The organism is Pseudomonas frederiksbergensis (assembly GCF_003732705.1).
In the GTDB taxonomy this organism is placed as follows: Bacteria; Pseudomonadota; Gammaproteobacteria; order Pseudomonadales; family Pseudomonadaceae; genus Aquipseudomonas; species Aquipseudomonas frederiksbergensis_F.
In genome coordinates, this window is the sequence record NZ_MOBR01000017.1 from 37,873 (window position 1) to 56,366 (window position 18,494).

Annotated in this window: 20 protein-coding genes; 19 read left to right on the forward strand and 1 reads right to left on the reverse strand. The window is 59.5% G+C overall.

The features are described 5' to 3' along the window. Window positions 1–22: 22 nt before the first annotated feature. From fabD to BK667_RS18615, 14 genes are all read left to right on the forward strand, one after another. A complete protein-coding gene (gene fabD, locus BK667_RS18550; RefSeq protein WP_123598504.1) occupies window positions 23–961 on the forward strand; it encodes an ACP S-malonyltransferase in 939 nt (312 codons plus the stop codon). A gap of 16 nt (window positions 962–977) precedes the next feature. Further along, a complete protein-coding gene (fabG, locus tag BK667_RS18555; protein ID WP_123510046.1) occupies window positions 978–1,721 on the forward strand; it encodes a 3-oxoacyl-ACP reductase FabG in 744 nt (247 codons plus the stop codon). Between the two features lie 191 nt (window positions 1,722–1,912). Next, window positions 1,913–2,149, forward strand: a complete 237-nt coding sequence (acpP, locus tag BK667_RS18560) for an acyl carrier protein (protein WP_003442511.1) — start codon at window positions 1,913–1,915, stop codon at window positions 2,147–2,149. A gap of 108 nt (window positions 2,150–2,257) precedes the next feature. Further along, entirely contained in the window at window positions 2,258–3,502 is a 1,245-nt protein-coding gene (fabF, locus tag BK667_RS18565; RefSeq protein ID WP_054613861.1) for a beta-ketoacyl-ACP synthase II, read from the forward strand. Then, window positions 3,502–4,317 carry an aminodeoxychorismate lyase gene (pabC, locus tag BK667_RS18570; protein ID WP_123510047.1) on the forward strand — a complete coding sequence of 272 codons (816 nt, stop codon included), beginning with the start codon at window positions 3,502–3,504 and terminating at the stop codon, window positions 4,315–4,317. Before fabF ends, pabC begins: the two co-directional genes overlap by 1 nt. A gap of 3 nt (window positions 4,318–4,320) precedes the next feature. Next, complete coding sequence (gene mltG, locus BK667_RS18575; protein WP_123598505.1) at window positions 4,321–5,568, forward strand: endolytic transglycosylase MltG; 1,248 nt, start codon at window positions 4,321–4,323, stop codon at window positions 5,566–5,568. Window positions 5,569–5,587: 19 nt separating this feature from the next. Further along, on the forward strand, window positions 5,588–6,220 hold the full coding sequence (gene tmk, locus BK667_RS18580; protein ID WP_123510049.1) for a dTMP kinase: 633 nt from the start codon (window positions 5,588–5,590) through the stop codon (window positions 6,218–6,220). After that, complete coding sequence (locus BK667_RS18585) at window positions 6,213–7,199, forward strand: DNA polymerase III subunit delta' (RefSeq protein WP_123510050.1); 987 nt, start codon at window positions 6,213–6,215, stop codon at window positions 7,197–7,199. Before tmk ends, BK667_RS18585 begins: the two co-directional genes overlap by 8 nt. 32 nt (window positions 7,200–7,231) lie before the next feature. Continuing rightward, window positions 7,232–7,588, forward strand: a complete 357-nt coding sequence (locus BK667_RS18590) for a PilZ domain-containing protein (protein ID WP_123510051.1) — start codon at window positions 7,232–7,234, stop codon at window positions 7,586–7,588. A 14-nt stretch (window positions 7,589–7,602) separates the two neighbouring features. Continuing rightward, window positions 7,603–8,388 (forward strand): TatD family hydrolase, encoded by a 786-nt coding sequence (locus BK667_RS18595; RefSeq protein ID WP_123510052.1) that lies wholly within the window; start codon window positions 7,603–7,605, stop codon window positions 8,386–8,388. A gap of 342 nt (window positions 8,389–8,730) precedes the next feature. Continuing rightward, entirely contained in the window at window positions 8,731–9,369 is a 639-nt protein-coding gene (locus BK667_RS18600) for a TetR/AcrR family transcriptional regulator (protein ID WP_123598506.1), read from the forward strand. A 140-nt stretch (window positions 9,370–9,509) separates the two neighbouring features. Next, window positions 9,510–10,478 carry a GTP 3',8-cyclase MoaA gene (locus BK667_RS18605; RefSeq protein ID WP_123510053.1) on the forward strand — a complete coding sequence of 323 codons (969 nt, stop codon included), beginning with the start codon at window positions 9,510–9,512 and terminating at the stop codon, window positions 10,476–10,478. 193 nt (window positions 10,479–10,671) lie between these two features. Continuing rightward, window positions 10,672–11,277: a DUF4823 domain-containing protein gene (locus BK667_RS18610; protein ID WP_123510054.1), complete on the forward strand. Its 606-nt coding sequence runs from the start codon at window positions 10,672–10,674 to the stop codon at window positions 11,275–11,277. Window positions 11,278–11,293: 16 nt separating this feature from the next. After that, window positions 11,294–11,854 carry a DUF1285 domain-containing protein gene (locus BK667_RS18615; RefSeq protein ID WP_123510055.1) on the forward strand — a complete coding sequence of 187 codons (561 nt, stop codon included), beginning with the start codon at window positions 11,294–11,296 and terminating at the stop codon, window positions 11,852–11,854. A 56-nt stretch (window positions 11,855–11,910) separates the two neighbouring features. Here BK667_RS18615 and BK667_RS18620 read toward each other — a convergent pair whose 3' ends face one another. After that, entirely contained in the window at window positions 11,911–12,783 is an 873-nt protein-coding gene (locus BK667_RS18620; RefSeq protein WP_123598507.1) for an esterase/lipase family protein, read from the reverse strand. A gap of 225 nt (window positions 12,784–13,008) precedes the next feature. Here BK667_RS18620 and BK667_RS18625 point away from each other — a divergent pair, with 225 nt between their 5' ends. The 5 genes from BK667_RS18625 (at window position 13,009) to araG (ending at window position 18,487) form a co-directional block, all read left to right on the forward strand. Next, entirely contained in the window at window positions 13,009–13,725 is a 717-nt protein-coding gene (locus BK667_RS18625; protein ID WP_123598508.1) for a FadR/GntR family transcriptional regulator, read from the forward strand. A gap of 129 nt (window positions 13,726–13,854) precedes the next feature. Further along, window positions 13,855–14,730, forward strand: a complete 876-nt coding sequence (locus BK667_RS18630) for an SMP-30/gluconolactonase/LRE family protein (protein WP_123598509.1) — start codon at window positions 13,855–13,857, stop codon at window positions 14,728–14,730. A gap of 198 nt (window positions 14,731–14,928) precedes the next feature. Next, on the forward strand, window positions 14,929–15,747 hold the full coding sequence (locus tag BK667_RS18635) for an SDR family oxidoreductase (RefSeq protein WP_123598510.1): 819 nt from the start codon (window positions 14,929–14,931) through the stop codon (window positions 15,745–15,747). 129 nt (window positions 15,748–15,876) lie between these two features. Then, on the forward strand, window positions 15,877–16,881 hold the full coding sequence (locus BK667_RS18640; protein WP_123510060.1) for a substrate-binding domain-containing protein: 1,005 nt from the start codon (window positions 15,877–15,879) through the stop codon (window positions 16,879–16,881). Window positions 16,882–16,945: 64 nt separating this feature from the next. Beyond that, window positions 16,946–18,487: an L-arabinose ABC transporter ATP-binding protein AraG gene (araG, locus tag BK667_RS18645; protein ID WP_123598511.1), complete on the forward strand. Its 1,542-nt coding sequence runs from the start codon at window positions 16,946–16,948 to the stop codon at window positions 18,485–18,487. Window positions 18,488–18,494 lie beyond the last annotated feature (7 nt).

Here is an 18,494-nt window from a genome sequence, read left to right on the forward strand (position 1 = left end):
AAGATCATTAGGGGCTTGTTACATGTCTGCTTCCCTCGCATTCGTCTTTCCAGGACAGGGTTCGCAGTCCCTCGGCATGCTGGCCGAGTTGGGCGCGCAACATCCGGTGGTCCTCGAAACATTCAAAGAAGCTTCCGATGCTCTGGGTTACGACCTGTGGGCACTGACCCAGCAAGGGCCGGAAGAGCAACTCAATCAAACCGATAAAACCCAGCCGGCCATTCTGACCGCCTCGATCGCCTTGTGGCGCCTGTGGCTGGCGGAGGGCGGTGCGCGTCCGGCTTATGTTGCCGGTCACAGCCTGGGCGAATACAGCGCCCTGGTAGCGGCGGGCAGCCTGAGCCTCGGCGATGCGGTGAAGCTGGTCGAACGTCGTGGCCAGTTGATGCAGGAAGCCGTTCCGGCCGGGCAGGGCGGTATGGCCGCTATCCTCGGTCTGGAAGATGCCGATGTGCTGGCAGCCTGTGCCGAAGCGGCGCAAGGCGAAGTGGTCAGTGCCGTCAACTTCAATTCCCCGGGCCAAGTGGTCATCGCCGGTGCCAAGGCTGCGGTCGAGCGTGCCATCGAAGGCTGCAAGGCCCGTGGCGCCAAGCGCGCCATGCCGTTGCCGGTCAGCGTGCCGTCTCACTGTGAGTTGATGCGTCCGGCGGCCGAGCGGTTTGCCGAGTCCATTGCTGCCATTGACTGGCAGGCGCCGCAGATCCCGGTGGTGCAGAACGTCAGCGCCACGGTGCCGGCCGATCTGGAAACCCTCAAGCGCGATCTGCTTGAGCAGCTCTACAAGCCTGTGCGCTGGGTCGAATCGGTCCAGGCGCTGGCGGCCAAGGGCGCGACCCAACTGGTCGAGTGCGGCCCTGGCAAGGTGCTTGCCGGTCTGAACAAACGCTGCGCCGAAGGCGTGTCGACATCCAACCTCAATACCCCAGACGCTTTCGCTGCCGCTCGCGCAGCGCTGGCCTGAATCAGGAGAAGCTTGCATGAGTCTGCAAGGTAAAGTTGCACTGGTCACCGGTGCGAGCCGCGGTATTGGCCAGGCTATCGCCCTGGAACTGGGTCGTGAGGGCGCCATCGTCATCGGCACTGCGACCTCCGCCTCGGGTGCCGAGCGCATCGCCGCTACCCTGAAAGAAAACGGTATTCAAGGCACTGGCCTGGAACTCAATGTCACCAGCGACGAATCGGTTGCCGCGGTGTTGGCGAGTATCACTGCGCAATTCGGTGTCCCGGTAATCCTTGTCAACAATGCTGGCATCACCCGCGATAATCTGATGATGCGCATGAAAGACGACGAATGGAACGACGTCATCGATACCAACCTGAACAGTCTGTTCCGCCTGTCCAAGGGTGTTTTGCGCGGCATGACCAAGGCCCGTTGGGGACGAATTATCAGTATTGGTTCGGTTGTGGGTGCCATGGGCAACGCAGGCCAAGTAAACTACGCAGCGGCCAAGGCCGGTCTGGAAGGTTTCAGCCGTGCACTGGCGCGTGAAGTCGGTTCGCGTTCGATTACGGTAAACTCGGTGGCTCCAGGGTTCATCGACACTGATATGACCCGCGAACTGCCCGAAGCGCAGCGTGAAGGCTTGATTACGCAGATTCCGCTGGGCCGTTTGGGGCAAGCACAAGAGATCGCGTCTGTGGTCGCTTTTCTTGCATCCGACGGTGCGGCTTACGTTACTGGGGCTACAATCCCGGTGAACGGCGGGATGTACATGAGTTAAATGTGACGGGTTGCTTCAAAAAAATGTCATACGAGCTGTCTAAAATCCGTTATAAAGCTGCAATCTATTTATAGGCGGAAGGCCCCAGGGTTTGAGGAGTGAAGCTTTCAGTTGAAAAACTGAAAAGTCTTTCTATACACTTACCCACTGGCCAGCTGCCTGAATTTGTCCATTAGGAGTGAAAACAAGGTATGAGCACCATCGAAGAGCGCGTCAAGAAAATCGTTGCTGAGCAACTGGGCGTTAAAGAAGAAGAAGTGGTCAACACTGCTTCCTTCGTTGAAGACCTGGGTGCCGACTCCCTTGACACTGTTGAGCTGGTGATGGCTCTGGAAGAGGAATTCGAGACCGAAATCCCTGACGAAGAAGCCGAGAAGATCACTACTGTACAAGCTGCAATCGATTACGTTACTAACCATCAGGCTTAATAGCTTGTAATCGTTGCTAGCTGTCATGGAAAAACCGCACTGCCATCACGGCGTGCGGTTTTTTCTTTAGGCCTGATGCAAAGTCGTCATTTGAAAAAGGAGAGTGCTGTGTCGCGTAGACGCGTCGTAGTCACCGGTATGGGTATGTTGTCGCCACTGGGCACGGATGTGCCGAGCAGTTGGCAGGGCATTCTGGCTGGCCGCAGTGGCATTGGTCTGATCGAACACACCGACCTTTCTGCCTATTCCACCCGTTTTGGCGGCTCGGTAAAGGGCTTCAATGTCGAGGAATACCTGTCGGTCAAGGAAGCTCGCAAGCTCGACCTGTTCATTCAATACGGTCTGGCCGCAGGGTTTCAGGCTGTGCGTAACTCCGGTCTGGAAGTCACTGATGCCAACCGTGAGCGCATCGGCGTGGCCATGGGTTCGGGTATTGGCGGTCTGACCAATATCGAAGAAACCAGCCGCACGCTGCATGATTCCGGCCCTCGTCGAATTTCACCGTTCTTCGTGCCTGGTTCGATCATCAATATGATTTCCGGTTTCCTGTCCATCCACCTGGGTGCACAGGGACCTAACTACGCCATCGCCACCGCATGTACCACCGGTACGCACTGCATCGGCATGGCGGCGCGCAACATCATGTACGACGAAGCCGACGTGATGATTGCCGGCGGCGCTGAAATGGCGGCCTGCGGTCTGGGCATGGGCGGCTTTGGTGCCTCCCGTGCACTGTCGACCCGCAACGACGAGCCGACCCGCGCCAGTCGTCCATGGGACAAGGGCCGTGATGGCTTCGTCCTGTCCGATGGCGCCGGTGCGCTGGTTCTGGAAGAGTTGGAACACGCCAAGGCCCGCGGCGCGACCATCTACGCCGAGCTGATCGGCTTTGGCACCAGTGGCGACGCCTACCACATGACGTCGCCTCCTGCGGACGGCGCCGGTGCTGCACGTTGCATCACCAATGCCCTGCGCGACGCCAAGATCAATGGCGACCAGGTCCAGTACATCAACGCCCACGGCACGTCGACCTCGGCCGGCGACCTCGCCGAAGCCTGTGCGATCAAGTCGGTGTTCGGCGATCACGCCTACAAACTGGCGGTCAGTTCGACCAAGTCCATGACCGGTCACCTGTTGGGTGCGGCGGGCGCGGTCGAGGCGATTTTCAGTGTGCTGGCGATCAACAGCCAGGTGGCGCCGCCGACGATCAACCTCGATGAGCCGGACGAAGGCTGCGACCTCGACTTCGTACCGCACACCGCGCGCAACATGGATATCGATGTGGTGCTGTCCAACTCCTTCGGATTTGGCGGGACCAACGGCTCGCTGGTGTTCCGCCGGTTCGCTGACTGATGGACAGCTGGGTCGACGGTCAGCCGGCTGACGCTCTGTCGCTGAAGGATCGCGGCCTGGCTTACGGTGATGGTCTGTTCGAGACCATTGCTGTGCGAGGCGGGCAACCGCTGCTGCTGGACCGGCATCTGTCGCGTCTGGCGCAGGGGTGTTCACGCCTGGCGATCACTGCCGATCAAGCGCTGATCCGCAGCGAGCTGCTGGCCTACGCCGCTGCAATGGGCGAGGGCGTGCTCAAGCTCATCCTCACCCGCGGCGACGGTTTGCGCGGTTACGCGCCCGATCCTTCGGCCCAGGCCCGACGCATTCTGCAAGGCAATCCTCCTGCGGCTTATCCTGTCGTCCATGGCGAGCAGGGTGTCCGTTTGTTCCCTTGCACCACACGCTTGTCCAACCAACCGTTGCTCGCCGGGCTCAAGCATTTGAATCGCCTGGAGCAGGTTATCGCCCGTTCGGAATGGCAAGACAGCGAACATGCCGAAGGCCTGATGCTCGATCGGGTTGGTCGCGTGATTGAAGGCGTCTTCAGCAATCTGTTCCTGGTGCGCGATGGCGTGCTGATCACTGCCGATCTCAAGCGTTGCGGCGTGGCCGGGGTGATGCGTGCCGAATTATTGTTTCAGGCTGAGTCATTGGGGATCCCCACGCAAATCACCGACATCAGCCTCGATCAGCTGCAATGGGCCGATGAAGTTTTCGTCTGCAACAGCGTGTATGGCGTTTGGCCGGTGCGCGCCTATGCAGCACTGAGCTGGTCGGTTGGCCCGCTCACCCGTAAACTCCAAACCATTGCCCGCGCGCTACTGGATGCTTGATACGTGAGACGTAAACTCTTGCTGCTGCTGGAAACCGGACTGGTTCTGGCAGGGCTGCTGTCAGCCGCTTCGGCCTGGAAAATCCATTCGGCGCTGGAACAGCCGCTGAACATCACCCAGGAAGAACTGCTGGAAGTGCCCAAGGGCACGACACCGACCCGCACTTTCTATCGACTCGAAGCCGATGGCGTCATCAAGGACGCCTTCTGGTTGCGCGTCTATTGGCGCTTCAACCTGTCCGCCACACCGATCCACAGCGGTGAATACCGCATGCTGCCGGGGATGACCGTCGACGGCCTGATCGACCTGTGGAAGCGCGGCGAAGTGGTGCAGTACAGCGTGACGCTGGTCGAAGGCTGGAATTTCCATCAGGTGCGCGCGGCACTGGCCAAGGATGACAAGCTCAAACAGACCCTGACCGGCCTGAGCGATACGCAAGTGATGGACAAGCTCGGCCATACCGGGATTTTCCCTGAGGGCCGCTTCTTCCCGGACACCTACAGCTTCGTGCGTGGCATGACCGACGCCGAGCTGCTGAAAAAAGCCTATGAGCGCCTCGATGAAGTGCTCGCCAAGGAATGGGACAAGCGCGCCGCTGACGCGCCGTACACCGAACCCTATCAGGCGCTGATCATGGCCTCGCTGGTGGAAAAGGAAACCGGCGTGCCGCAAGAGCGCGGGCAGATCGCCGGTGTGTTCGTGCGGCGGATGGCGATGGGCATGATGCTGCAGACCGATCCGACCGTCATCTACGGTCTCGGTGATCGTTACAACGGCAAGTTGACCCGCGCCCATCTCAAGGAAGCAACGCCGTACAACACCTACATGATCTCCGGCCTGCCGCCGACGCCGATTGCCATGGTCGGCCGTGAAGCGATCCATGCGGCGCTGAACCCGGTGGCCGGCAACAGTCTGTATTTTGTCGCTCGTGGTGACGGCAGCCACGTGTTCTCCGATGACCTGGATGCCCACAACTCGGCGGTGCGCGAGTTTCAGCTCAAGCGCCGTGCCGATTACCGTTCCAGCCCGGCACCGGCTAACGCGCCCGTGACGCCGGAAGCCGAGACGCCGATTCCTGCGGCTTCACCCGATACCGCACCCGAAGCGGTGCCGCAAGTGCCGGCGCAAGAGCCACCTCCGGCACCTGCGCCTGAGTCGACACCTGCGCCAGAATCCGTACCACCGATGCCGGCGCAAGAACCCGCGCCCGAACCGGATGCGCCAGCGCCGACGCCGCAAAGCCCGCAATGACTCTGATTAAGGACTGCCTGTGACTGGCTTGTTTATTACCCTGGAAGGCCCTGAAGGCGCCGGCAAGAGCACCAATCGCGAATACCTGGCCGAGCGCCTGCGCGCCGCCGGTATCGAAGTGCTGCTGACCCGCGAACCGGGCGGTACGCCGTTGGCTGAACGCATCCGCGAAGTGCTGCTGGCCCCGGTGGACGAAGTCATGAACCCCGACACCGAGCTGTTGCTGGTGTTCGCCGCCCGGGCTCAGCATCTGGCCGAGGTGATTCGCCCGGCGCTGGCCCGGGGCGCGGTGGTCTTGTGCGACCGCTTCACCGATTCGACTTATGCCTATCAGGGCGGCGGTCGCGGTTTGTCGCTGGAGCGCATCGCGACTCTGGAAACCTTCGTCCAGGGCGACTTGCGCCCGGACCTGACACTGATTTTCGATTTGCCGGTGGAAGTCGGCCTGGCCCGCGCCAGTGCTCGTGGTCGACTGGATCGTTTCGAACTCGAAGGCCGAACCTTTTTCGATGCGGTACGTAGCGCCTTTCTCAAACGGGCTGAGGCGGATCCGGCGCGGTATGTGCTGGTGGATGCCGCCCAGCCACTGCCGCAGGTTCAGCAGTCCCTGGATGCGTTGCTCCCGCGTTTGTTGGAGCTGACCCGTGGCTGAGGCCTATCCGTGGCAGGACGAGCTCTGGCAGCAACTGGCGGGGCGTAAACAGCACGCCCATGCCTATTTGCTGCATGGCCCGGCCGGAATCGGCAAGCGTGCATTGGCCGAGCGATTGATGGCGCATTTGTTGTGCCAGCGCCCGACCGCGCAGGATGCGTGTGGCGAGTGCAAATCCTGCCTGTTGCTCAAGGCCGGCAGTCACCCCGACAACTACATCCTGGAGCCGGAAGAAGCGGACAAGGCGATCAAGGTCGATCAGGTGCGTGATCTGGTTAGCTTCGTGGTCCAGACCGCGCAGATGGGCGGGCGCAAAGTGGTGCTGATCGAGCCGGTGGAGTCGATGAACGTCAACGCCGCCAACGCCTTGCTCAAAAGTCTGGAAGAGCCGTCCGGCGATACGGTGTTGCTGCTGGTCAGCCACCAGACCAGCCGTTTGCTGCCGACGATCAAGAGCCGCTGTCAGCAACAGGCCTGTCCGCTGCCGAGCGAGGCGATGAGCCTGGCGTGGCTGGCGACGGCGTTGCCGGATTGCTCACAGGACGAGCGCATCGAATTGCTGACCCTGGCTGCCGGTTCGCCGTTGGCCGCGGTCAAATTGCAGAACCAGGGTGTACGCGAGCAGCGGATGCTGGTCGTCGAAGGCGTGAAGCAGTTGCTCAAGCAACAGAAATCACCGACCCAGCTGGCCGAAGAATGGAAAAGCATTCCCCAATTACTGTTGTTCGATTGGTTCTGCGACTGGTCGAGCCTGATCCTGCGCTATCAGTTGACCCAGGATGAAGAAGGCCTGGGCTTGATGGACATGCGCAAAGTCATCCAATACCTGGCGCAGAAGTCCGGGCAGGGCAAAGTGCTGAATATTCAGGACTGGATCCTCGCCCAGCGTCAGAAGGTGATGAGCAAGGCCAACCTCAATCCGGCGCTGCTGCTTGAAGCGCTGCTGGTGCAATGGGTGTCTTTGCCGGGCCAGAAGTGACTAGACTCTGAGCAACAGCAATGGAGGTCAGCATGAATGAACCCGTCAACACCGGGCCGCGCAACGGCATTTTATCCCTGACCATCAAGGACAAGTCCGTGCTGTACGCGGCTTACATGCCGTTCATCAAGAACGGTGGCCTGTTCATCCCGACCAACAAAAGCTACAAGTTGGGCGATGAGGTGTTTATGTTGCTGAATCTGATGGATGATCCGGAAAAGATCCCGGTCGCTGGCAAAGTCACCTGGATCACCCCAAAAGGTGCTCAGGGCAACCGGGCCGCCGGGGTTGGCGTGCAGTTCAGTGACGGTGACAACACCGCCCGCAGTCGAATCGAAACCCATCTGGCCGGAGCCCTGAAATCCGACCGTCCCACTCATACGATGTAAGTTGTAGCCCTTTTATGCTCGTAGATTCCCATTGCCACCTCGATCGCCTCGACCTCGCCGCCCATGACGGCTCTTTGGATGCTGCACTCGATGCCGCCCGCCAGCGCGGGGTCGGGCATTTTTTGTGCATCGGCGTCAGCGTCGACAATGCCGCCGATGTCAAAGCCCTGGCCGAGCGTTATGACGACGTCGATTGTTCGGTCGGCGTGCATCCGCTGGACGTGCAACCCGGTGCCGCGCCCGCGCTGGATTGGCTGTTGCAGGAATTGAATCACCCGCGTGTGGTGGCGATTGGTGAAACCGGCCTTGACTACCACTACGAGCCGGAAGCCGCGGAGTTGCAGCAGGAATCTTTCCGTCTGCATCTGCAAGCTGCTCAGCAAACTGGCAAACCGGTGATCATTCACACCCGCGGCGCTCGCGCCGATACGCTGGAGCTGTTGCGCGAAGCCGCGTTGCCCCAGGCTGGCGTGCTGCATTGCTTCACCGAAGACTGGGAGATGGCCAAGGCTGCGCTGGACATGGGCTATTACATTTCCCTGTCCGGGATTGTCACGTTCCGCAATGCCGATGCGTTGCGTGACGTCGCGAGCAAGGTGCCGGCCGACCGTTTGCTGGTGGAAACCGATTCGCCGTACCTGGCGCCGATCCCTTATCGCGGCAAACCGAACCTGCCGCAATATGTGCGGGAAGTGGCAGAGTTCCTGGCGATGCTGCGCGGTGAGTCCTATGAGCGATTTGCGGAGCAGACCACTGAGAATTTCAAGCGACTGTTCCCGTTGGCGCATGTGAAAGGTTAAATCGCAGGCAAAAAAAACCCGGGTTCTGGGGGGTGAATCCGGGTTAAGACCATTAGGAGTAAAACAAAGGTACGCGGTCCGTTGGTACCTATATCGACGCGACACTTGGGGGAGATGCCTCGCCGACAGTTCAAGTATTGATCAGTATCGCGACGACGCCAGTTTAGCCGCCCCGGTTTTTAAACATATTTGGAATACCTGCGCTTCGGAAGAGTTCTCATCAACCGGCGACCTTGCGTGAAATCATCAAGAAACACAGATATGCTCGGATGATCCGTGCATTTTGGCGCAAGTTAGGCATAATACGCGGCTTCGAATTTTGACCCCAACAGACCTTTTCTTATGCATAAAGAACCTCGTAAGGTCCGTGAGTTTCGTCGCCGCGAGCAAGAAATTCTCGATACCGCGCTCAAGCTGTTCCTCGACCAAGGTGAAGACAGTGTCACCGTCGAGATGATTGCTGATGCCGTCGGTATCGGCAAAGGCACGATCTACAAGCACTTCAAATCCAAGGCAGAGATCTATCTGCGCCTGATGCTCAATTACGAGCGCGATTTGAACGAGCTGTTGCATTCGGCCGATGTCGACAAGGATAAGGAAGCCCTGTCCCGGGCCTACTTCGAATTCCGCATGCGCGACCCGCAACGCTATCGCTTGTTCGATCGCCTGGAAGAAAAGGTGGTCAAGGGCAACCAGGTGCCTGAGATGGTCGAGGAGCTGCACAAGATCCGTGCCTCGAACTTCGAACGCCTGACCCTGCTGATCAAGGGCCGGATCAGTGAAGGCAAGCTTGAAGACGTGCCGCCGTACTTCCATTACTGCGCGTCCTGGGCGCTGGTGCATGGCGCCGTGGCGCTGTATCACTCGCCGTTCTGGAGCAATGTGCTGGAAGATCAGGAAGGCTTCTTCCAGTTCCTGATGGATATCGGCGTGCGCATGGGCAACAAACGCAAGCGCGACACCGACACCCCAAGCAGCTGAGCCATTCAGCTGGCTGATTGCGCCATTATTTCGCTACATGGCGCAGTACCGCAGGAATATACTCAGGCTTAGGTATTGCTAAAACTTGATTTGTGAGTCAAGTTTTAGCGGTCCCGAAAATTCTTCAGCCGGAGTGATCCATGATCGTTGACCGTCAAGGCAGGCGTTTTCGCAATTTGCGGATCAGCCTGACTTCAGCCTGCAATTACGCGTGTACTTACTGCGTGCCGAACGGCAAGCGGCTGGTCGCCGCGCAGGATGAATTGTCGGCCGAGGCCATGGCGCGCGGCGTAGCGTATCTGATCGAAGCCGCCGGCATCGAGCGGTTGCGCATCACTGGCGGCGAGCCGCTGGTCAGTCCCAAACTCGAAGCTTTCATGACCGCCGTCGGCCAGATGGGCCTTGAAGACATCAGCCTGACCACCAATGGTCAATTGCTGGCGAAAAAACTGCCGCTGCTGGTGGACGCCGGCATCCGTCGCATCAACGTTTCCCTCGATACCCTGGATGCCAGTGCGTTCCGCAGCATTGCCCGTGGCGGCGATCTGGCGACGGTGCTCGACGGCATGGACCAGGCGTCGGCGGCCGGCATCAAGATCAAGGTCAACATGGTGCCCTTGCGCGGGCAGAACCTGGATCAGGTGATGCCGCTGCTCGACTACTGTCTGGAGCGTGGCTATGAGCTGCGTTTTATCGAGCTGATGCGCATGGGTCACCTGGCCAGCGACAACAACGCCTTCCTGCAACAGTTCGTCAGCCTTCAGCAATTGCTGAGCCTGATCGGCGACCGCTACGAATACCTGCAAGCCGACGCGCCGGTGGATGCCACAGCGGTGCGCTACGAGGTTCCGGGGCAGGGCTACTTCGGTGTGATCGCCAACGAAAGTGTGCCGTTCTGCCGGACGTGTTCACGGCTGCGGCTGTCGTCCACGGGGTGGCTGCATGGCTGTCTGTCGTCGAGCAATCGCCACTACGTTGGCGACCTTCTGGACAAACCCCGTCACCAAGCGCTCCCAGCGTTGCAGCGACTGTTGGTGAAAGCCCTCGGCGATAAGCAGGAAGTGGCGTTCTCCGGTGGTGCGACCATCATGAAGATTATCGGCGGCTGATCGGGCGTTATCGCGGGCAAGCCTTGCTCCTACAGGTTTGTGTCGTACCCAAATGTGCGAACGCCTCAAACCTGTAGGAGCAAGGCTTGCCCGCGATTGCATTCTATAAAGTCGACGATAATCCTGAGCTGGCGCGGAAGCTGCATCCAACGCCCATTCGCCGGTTTTCCGTCACCGGCCTCTGGAGGGTAGGATGCGTAGCCTGGTTTTGCTGCTGGCCGTTTTGGCGCTTGGTGGCTGCATGAATGTCAGCGACATGGGCGAAGGTGTTCGCTACCACATGAGCGACGCGGGGCTGCTGGATCACAGCAACAGTCAGCGCGTGAACAACTTCCGCATCCAGCCGGACTCCTTTATCTACATCGCCCAGGGTGCCTTCGCGCCGCCGGGCAGTGCTTATCCGCGTCCTAACGTGGTGGCGGAAGAAGCCTTCGACGGCTTTATCGAATACTTCCCGATGGTCCGCCGCGCCCGTGCACCGGAAGGCCTCGATGCCGCCATGGGCGAAGCCCGGGCCGCCGGTGCGCATTACTTGCTCTACACGCGGTTTGCCAAGGCTGACGACCGCATTGGCAACTCCGACGAATGGCTTGATCAGGAAGCCGTGGATCGCCTCGGTATCGACAGCGGCGTGATTCAGATCATGTTGATCGAGACCAGCACCCAGTATTTGATCGATACTGCACGGATCAAGAGTCGTGGCGGTTTACTGACGTTCCACGACAAAAAGCCAGAAGACCTGCTGGGCCCGCCGCTGGAGCAATACGCTCGCAGCCTGTTGGGGCTCAGCGACCAGTAATCCAAAGGAGATCGCCATGAGTGGCCCGCAAAAAGCCAACGACCTGTTGGGGCAAATCCCCAAGACCAAAGGCTTGCCACCCGTCCACTTGTGGAACCCTGACTTTTGCGGCGACATCGACATGCGCATCGCCCGGGACGGCACCTGGTACTACCTGGGCACGCCGATCGGGCGCAAACCGATGGTCAAGTTGTTCTCCACCATCATCCGCCGCGATGGCGATGATTACTTTCTGATCACCCCGGTCGAGAAAGTCGGCATTAAGGTCGATGACGCGCCGTTCGTGGCGATTGCCGTGGAAGTGGAAGGCGAGGGGGACGCTCAACTGTTGCGCTTCACCACCAACGTCGATGAGACGGCCGAGGCAGGGGCTGAGCATCCGATTCGCGTGGTGATCGATCCGGTCACTCAAGAGCCTGCGCCGTACGTGCACGTGCGGACCAACCTCGAAGCGCTGATCCATCGCAATGTGTTCTACCAATTGGTGGAGCTGGCGGTGAGTCGTGAAATCGACGGGCAGCGTTGGTTGGGGGTGTGGAGTGGTGGCGAGTTTTTTGTCATCGGGCTTGAGCCGTAACGGTGAAGTATCTTGTTATGAAAATGGCCCGCTAATTAAGCGGGCCATTTTTTTGCCTACAAACCTTTGTCCTTGAGCCGAGCCGCATGTTCGAGATAGAGGTGTACCGGGCTAACGTTCCAACTCGTGATCCCGGCCATTTGATTGACCGCGTCGAAATGGTCCATCGGATAATCCGAACGGATGACTTTGCCCAGGTGCGAACTGTTCTGTCCGACCAGCCCATCGTTGGCATGTTTCTCTTTATAAAATAGCTTCGACAGCACGATGCAGTTCAGATGGGACGGATCGAGCGGTTGCAGACTCTGAAAGTTCTGCACGATCCCGCTCCAGGAGTAGTAATACACGCCGTTTTCAATTTCGTTGCCATCCCCGCCCCAGTGTTTCGGCACCCCTTGCGGGTACTTCTTGTTGAAGGCTGCCAAACCCTCGCTGGTCAACGATGCGAAGGCTGCGCGGGCATCCTGAGGGTTTTCCGGGTGGCCGCTGATCAGCGATATAAAGATACCGACCGCTGCAAACAGTGCCAGCACCACCGCTTCCGGCAACTCGCCGGGCGTCAACGCCTTATGCAGCTGATCGGCAATTTCCGAACCGTGGTTGGGGCAACTGACCGAGGTGACTGACGCGACCTTCTGTGGGTGCAGCGCGGCGACGTAGCGTGCCGCCAGTGGGCCTTGGCTATGGCCGATAAGGTTGACCTTGGCCGCTCCCGTCTCCCGCAAAATGCGATTGACGTGTTCGAGCAGTTTTTCGCCGCGCTCCTCATTGCCGTTAACGGCTGGAATATTAACGGCATATACCTTGGCGCCAGCCCGTTCCAGGGCTTCCTTGATCTCGAAGAAGTACGGGTAACCGCCTATGGTGTCGAAACCAAACAGGCCGTGGACCAATACAATCGGGTATTGCGTAGACGCATCCATGTTCATACTCATACCTGTCGATAGCGGATTTTGGTGGAACAGATGCTATTGACTGCCTGATCTGTCGCGGGCTAACCGTAGGTGACAAAGCCAGTTGCTTCAAATCTTGCGGATAAAAATGCCGTGAGCCTCGAAAGCGGCGAATAAAATCAAATTGACACTTAATCATATGATGATTAGCGTGGGCCTCCATCGCGAACGGCTTTTTGCCGTCCCTGCTTCGAGGTTTTCATGTCCAGCAGTTTTCATGCATCGACGGTCGATTGGCTAGGTGGCTGGATTGCTGCCGGCCAGGTGAAGCCCGGCGAAACCATCAAGGTTGAGGCCGATCTGGGCGAACAGCTTGGGGTCAGTCGCACGGTCATTCGCGAAGCCATCAAGACTCTGGTCGCCAAGGGCATGCTCGAAGTCGGGCCGAAAGTCGGAACGCGGGTGCTGCCGATAAAACGCTGGAACCTGTTTGATCCGCAAGTCGTCGGCTGGCTATCCCGCAGCGGCCTGCCGGAAAACTTCGTCGACGACTTGCTCGACCTGCGCCGCACCATCGAACCCATGGCCGTGCGTTGGGCCTGCGAGCGCGCCACCGTCGAACAAGTCCAGGCAATCCTCCAGGCTTACAACGCACTGGAGCGCGCCGTGGACAGCGGCATCGATTACAACCGCGCTGACCAGTTTTTCCATGAGTGCATCCTCGCCGCCAGCCACAATCAATTCATCGAACAAATGGTCCCGGCCCTCGGCGCGTTGTTGGCGGTGTCGTTTGAAGTGTCCGCCGCCGATCCGGATGAACTCCGTCGTACGCTACCGATCCACAAAGACATGGCCGACGCCATCGCCGCCCGGGATGCCGCGCGGGGTGTGTGGGCCTGCATGACCCTGATCGACAACGCCGACCTGGCCATCAAGCGTTTCTACCCGCAAGTCATGGCCGACAAAAAAGCCAGCTGATAACCCAAATCCCCATGTAGGAGCGAGGCTTGCCCGCGAAAGCGATTTCATGACCAGCAAAGATGTTGAATGTTAAATCGCCTTCGCGGGCAAGCCTCGCTCCTACAGGTAAAGCAATAAGGAGGTTTCATGACGTGGACTGCCGTTACCGAACACCGTGCCCAGCTCGGTGAAGGCCCATTTTGGGACGCGCCAACCCAAGCGCTCTACTGGGTCGACATCGCCGGCAAACAAGCCCTGCGGCTGATCGGCGCCAACGTGCAGATCTGGCAGATGCCGGAACACGTGTCCGCCTTCATCCCCTGCGAAAGCGGCGATGCGCTGGTGGCCATGAGCAGCGGCGTCTATCGCCTGGACCTGGATTCCCCCGGCCTGGAACCGCGCCTGACCCTGCTCTGCGTCGCCGATCCGCAACCCGGCAATCGCCCCAACGAAGCCCGTTGCGATGCCCTGGGTCGGCTCTGGCTCGGCACCATGCAAAACAATATCGGCGAGAACGGCGAAGACCTGCCCATCGAGCGCCGCTCCGGTGGCCTTTTCCGCATCGACCGCGATGCCCGGGTCACGCCGCTGCTCCGAGGGCTGGGCATTCCCAACACCTTGCTGTGGAGCGATGACGCCACCCGCCTGTATTTCGCCGACAGCCTCGACCGCACGCTCTATCAACATTTCATCCGCACCGACGGCGCCCTCGATCCGGCGCAGGTCTGGTTCGGTCCCCACGAACGCGGCGGCCCGGATGGCTCGGCGATGGATGCCCAGGGTTATCTGTGGAACGCCCGGTGGGACGGTAGCTGTTTGCTCAGGCTCAGTCCGGAAGGGCAGGTCGATCGAGTGATCGAGTTACCGGTCAGCCGCCCCACCAGTTGCGTATTTGGCGGCGAAGACCTGCAAACCCTCTACATCACCAGCGCCGCGAGCCCGCTCAATCATCCATTGGACGGCGCGGTGCTATCGATTCGGCTCGATATAGCAGGAAAAACCTGTACGAGGTTTGCCGGTTAAATCCCAAAATATGGGATGTAAAATTATATATTGAGATTATTTGGCGGTCGGGTTTATAGTCGGCTCCATCAGTTACACGCACTCACACTTAAAAAAACAAAACAGGTGAAGTGATGCAGGGATTTTCCAAACAGTTTTTTCGCCGGACATCGACAGATGCCCGGTTTTTGTCGTGCCTGGAAAAGGGAGCCGTAATCCATGGCTGAGCCTCTTACCTTGCCGCCGGTGCCTGAGCCGCCGAAGGGCGAGCGCCTGAAAAACAAGGTCGTGCTGTTGACCGGCGCAGCTCAGGGGATCGGCGAAGCGATTGTCGCGACCTTTGCTTCCCAGCAAGCCAGGCTGATCATCAGCGACATCCAGGGCGAGAAAGTCGAAAAAGTCGCGGCCCACTGGCGGGACAAAGGTTTTGACGTACAGGCGATCAAGGCTGATGTCTCCCACCAGCCAGATCTGCACGTCATGGCCAGACTGGCTGTCGAACGCCACGGTCGCATCGACGTGCTGGTCAACTGCGCCGGGGTCAACGTGTTCCGCGATCCATTGGAAATGACCGAAGAAGACTGGCGCCGCTGCTTCGCCATCGACCTGGACGGCGCCTGGTTCGGCTGCAAAGCCGTGTTACCACAAATGATCGAACAGGGCGTCGGCAGCATCATCAACATCGCCTCGACCCATTCTTCCCACATCATTCCCGGTTGCTTTCCGTACCCGGTGGCCAAGCACGGCTTGCTCGGCCTGACCCGTGCCTTGGGCATCGAGTACGCAGCGAAGGGTATTCGGGTCAACGCCATCGCGCCGGGCTACATCGAAACCCAACTGAACGTCGATTACTGGAACGGTTTTGCCGACCCCCAGGCCGAACGTCAGCGCGCCTTTGATCTGCATCCGCCACGGCGTATCGGTCAGCCGATGGAAGTGGCGATGACGGCCGTATTCCTGGCCAGCGATGAAGCACCGTTCATCAACGCCTCGTGCATCACCATCGATGGTGGTCGCTCGGTCATGTACCACGACTGAGCACATCGGATTCAGGCGCGGAACTCCGCCCGGAATCCAATCATCATACGATATGACTTTTGGCTACATGCTTTACCGCTGCATCGGTTTTCAAAATAACGCTCAAAAAAAATAACAAGGAGTCAGCTTATGAATCGTCGTCGTGGGATCCGTTCCCTGTGCTGTGCCGCTTTGGCGGTCACGGCGGTCAGCCTGAGCAGTTCGCTGCTGGCGGCCGAGCAAGTGAAAATCGGTTTTCTGGTCAAGCAGGCGGAAGAGCCATGGTTCCAGACGGAATGGGCCTTCGCGGAAAAGGCCGCCAAGGACAAAGGCTTCACCTTGATCAAGATCGCCGTGCCTGACGGCGAGAAAACCCTTTCGGCCATCGACAGCCTGGCGGCCAACGGCGCCAAGGGCTTTGTGATCTGCCCGCCGGACGTCGGCCTCGGCCCGGCAATCATGGCCAAAGCCAAAGCCAACGATTTGAAAGTGATCGCGGTCGATGACCGTTTTGTCGATGCCAAGGGCAAATTCATGGAAGACGTGCCGTACCTCGGCATGGCGGCGTTTGAAGTCGGTGAGAAGCAGGGCAACGCCATGGCCACCGAAGCGAAAAAACGCGGTTGGGACTGGAAAGAAACCTACGCCGTGATTAACACCTTCAACGAACTCGACACTGGCAAGAAACGCACCGACGGTTCAGCCAAAGCGCTGACCGATGCGGGCTTCCCGAAAGACCACATCCTCTACACCGCGCAGAAAACCCTCGACGTCCCGGGCAGCATGGACGCCACCAACTCGGCGCTGGTGAAACTGCCCAGCGGCGCGAAAAACCTGATCATCGGCGGCATGAACGACAACACCGTACTGGGCGGCGTGCGCGCCACCGAGAGCGCTGGTTTTGCCGCTGCCAACGTGATCGGCATCGGCATCAACGGCACCGACGCCATCGGCGAACTGAAAAAGCCCAACAGCGGCTTCTTCGGCTCGATGCTGCCGAGCCCGCATATCGAGGGCTACAACACTGCGGCGATGATGTACGAGTGGATCACCACCGGCAAAGAGCCGCCGAAATATACGGCCATGGACGAGGTGACGCTGATCACGCGCGAGAACTTCAAGCAGGAACTGGAAAAAATCGGCCTGTGGAACTGAAGGCCGGTTGATTTCATCGGCGGCCCTGGCGACGGGGCTGCCTGATCTGTGTGATGAGGTGGTTATGCAAGCGCAAACACAAACACAACAACACAGCGGCGGCAGCTTGCGCTTCAACGGGATCGGCAAGACCTTTCCCGGGGTGAAGGCGCTGGACGGCATCAGCTTCGTCGCGCATCCGGGGCAGGTGCACGCCTTGATGGGCGAGAACGGCGCCGGCAAATCGACGCTACTGAAAATCCTCGGCGGCGCGTACATCCCGAGCAGCGGCGACCTGCAGATCGGCGAGCAGACGATGGCCTTCAAGTCCACCGCCGACAGCATCGCCAGCCGCGTCGCCGTGATTCACCAGGAGCTGCACCTGGTCCCGGAAATGACCGTCGCGGAAAACCTGTTCCTCGGCCATCTGCCGGCCAGTTTCGGCCTGATCAATCGCAGCACCCTACGCCAGCAAGCCTTGGCCTGCCTCAAGGGCCTGGCCGATGAAATCGACCCGCAAGAGAAAGTCGGGCGCCTGTCCCTCGGCCAGCGGCAACTGGTAGAAATCGCCAAGGCCTTGTCCCGTGGTGCGCATGTGATTGCGTTCGACGAACCCACCAGCAGTCTTTCGGCGCGGGAAATCGATCGCTTGATGGCGATCATCGGTCGCCTGCGGGACGAAGGCAAAGTGGTGCTCTACGTCTCCCATCGTATGGAAGAAGTGTTCCGCATCTGCAACGCGGTGACGGTGTTCAAGGATGGCCGCTTTGTGCGCACGTTCGAGAACATGAGCGAACTGACCCACGACCAGTTGGTGACCTGCATGGTCGGTCGCGATATCCAGGACATTTACGATTACCGTCCGCGTCAGCGCGGTGCAGTGGCGTTGAAAGTCGACGGTTTGCTCGGGCCGGGCCTGCGGGAGCCGGTGAGTTTCGAGGTGCACAAAGGCGAGATTCTCGGGTTGTTCGGTTTGGTCGGGGCAGGGCGCACCGAGTTGTTCCGCATGCTCAGCGGACTGACGCGCAACACGGCGGGTCGCCTGGAATTGCGCGGCCATGAACTGAAACTGCGCTCGCCCCGGGATGCCATCGCCGCCGGGATTCTGCTGTGCCCCGAGGACCGCAAGAAGGAGGGCATCATGCCGCTCTCCAGCGTCGCCGAGAACATCAACATCAGCGCACGCGGCGCCCATTCCACCTTCGGTTGCCTGTTGCGCGGCCTATGGGAAAAGGGCAACGCCGAGAAGCAGATCGCCGCGCTGAAAGTGAAGACGCCCAGCGCGTCGCAGAAAATCATGTACCTGTCCGGTGGCAACCAGCAGAAGGCCATTCTCGGTCGCTGGCTGTCGATGCCGATGAAAGTCCTGCTGCTCGACGAACCGACCCGTGGCATCGACATCGGCGCCAAAGCCGAGATCTACCAAATCATCCATAACCTTGCGGCCAGCGGCATCGCGGTGATCGTGGTGTCCAGCGACTTGATGGAAGTCATGGGCATTTCCGACCGCATCCTGGTGCTGTGCGAAGGCGCGATGCGCGGCGAGCTGTCCCGCGACGAAGCGAATGAATCCAACCTGCTGCAACTGGCTTTGCCGCGCCAACGCGCTGACGGCGTGGCGAACTGAGAGGTAA

Bases quoted from the DNA above. Each gene is read 5' to 3' on its own strand.
- fabD (WP_123598504.1), top strand. From the start codon at position 23: ATGTCTGCTTCCCTCGCATTCGTCTTTCCAGGACAGGGTTCGCAGTCC.
- fabG (WP_123510046.1), top strand. From the start codon at position 978: ATGAGTCTGCAAGGTAAAGTTGCACTGGTCACCGGTGCGAGCCGCGGT.
- acpP (WP_003442511.1), top strand. From the start codon at position 1,913: ATGAGCACCATCGAAGAGCGCGTCAAGAAAATCGTTGCTGAGCAACTG.
- pabC (WP_123510047.1), top strand. From the start codon at position 3,502: ATGGACAGCTGGGTCGACGGTCAGCCGGCTGACGCTCTGTCGCTGAAG.
- BK667_RS18590 (WP_123510051.1), top strand. From the start codon at position 7,232: ATGAATGAACCCGTCAACACCGGGCCGCGCAACGGCATTTTATCCCTG.
- BK667_RS18595 (WP_123510052.1), top strand. From the start codon at position 7,603: ATGCTCGTAGATTCCCATTGCCACCTCGATCGCCTCGACCTCGCCGCC.
- BK667_RS18600 (WP_123598506.1), top strand. From the start codon at position 8,731: ATGCATAAAGAACCTCGTAAGGTCCGTGAGTTTCGTCGCCGCGAGCAA.
- BK667_RS18605 (WP_123510053.1), top strand. From the start codon at position 9,510: ATGATCGTTGACCGTCAAGGCAGGCGTTTTCGCAATTTGCGGATCAGC.
- BK667_RS18610 (WP_123510054.1), top strand. From the start codon at position 10,672: ATGCGTAGCCTGGTTTTGCTGCTGGCCGTTTTGGCGCTTGGTGGCTGC.
- BK667_RS18615 (WP_123510055.1), top strand. From the start codon at position 11,294: ATGAGTGGCCCGCAAAAAGCCAACGACCTGTTGGGGCAAATCCCCAAG.
- BK667_RS18620 (WP_123598507.1), bottom strand. From the start codon at position 12,783: ATGAACATGGATGCGTCTACGCAATACCCGATTGTATTGGTCCACGGC.
- BK667_RS18625 (WP_123598508.1), top strand. From the start codon at position 13,009: ATGTCCAGCAGTTTTCATGCATCGACGGTCGATTGGCTAGGTGGCTGG.
- BK667_RS18630 (WP_123598509.1), top strand. From the start codon at position 13,855: ATGACGTGGACTGCCGTTACCGAACACCGTGCCCAGCTCGGTGAAGGC.
- BK667_RS18635 (WP_123598510.1), top strand. From the start codon at position 14,929: ATGGCTGAGCCTCTTACCTTGCCGCCGGTGCCTGAGCCGCCGAAGGGC.
- BK667_RS18640 (WP_123510060.1), top strand. From the start codon at position 15,877: ATGAATCGTCGTCGTGGGATCCGTTCCCTGTGCTGTGCCGCTTTGGCG.
- araG (WP_123598511.1), top strand. From the start codon at position 16,946: ATGCAAGCGCAAACACAAACACAACAACACAGCGGCGGCAGCTTGCGC.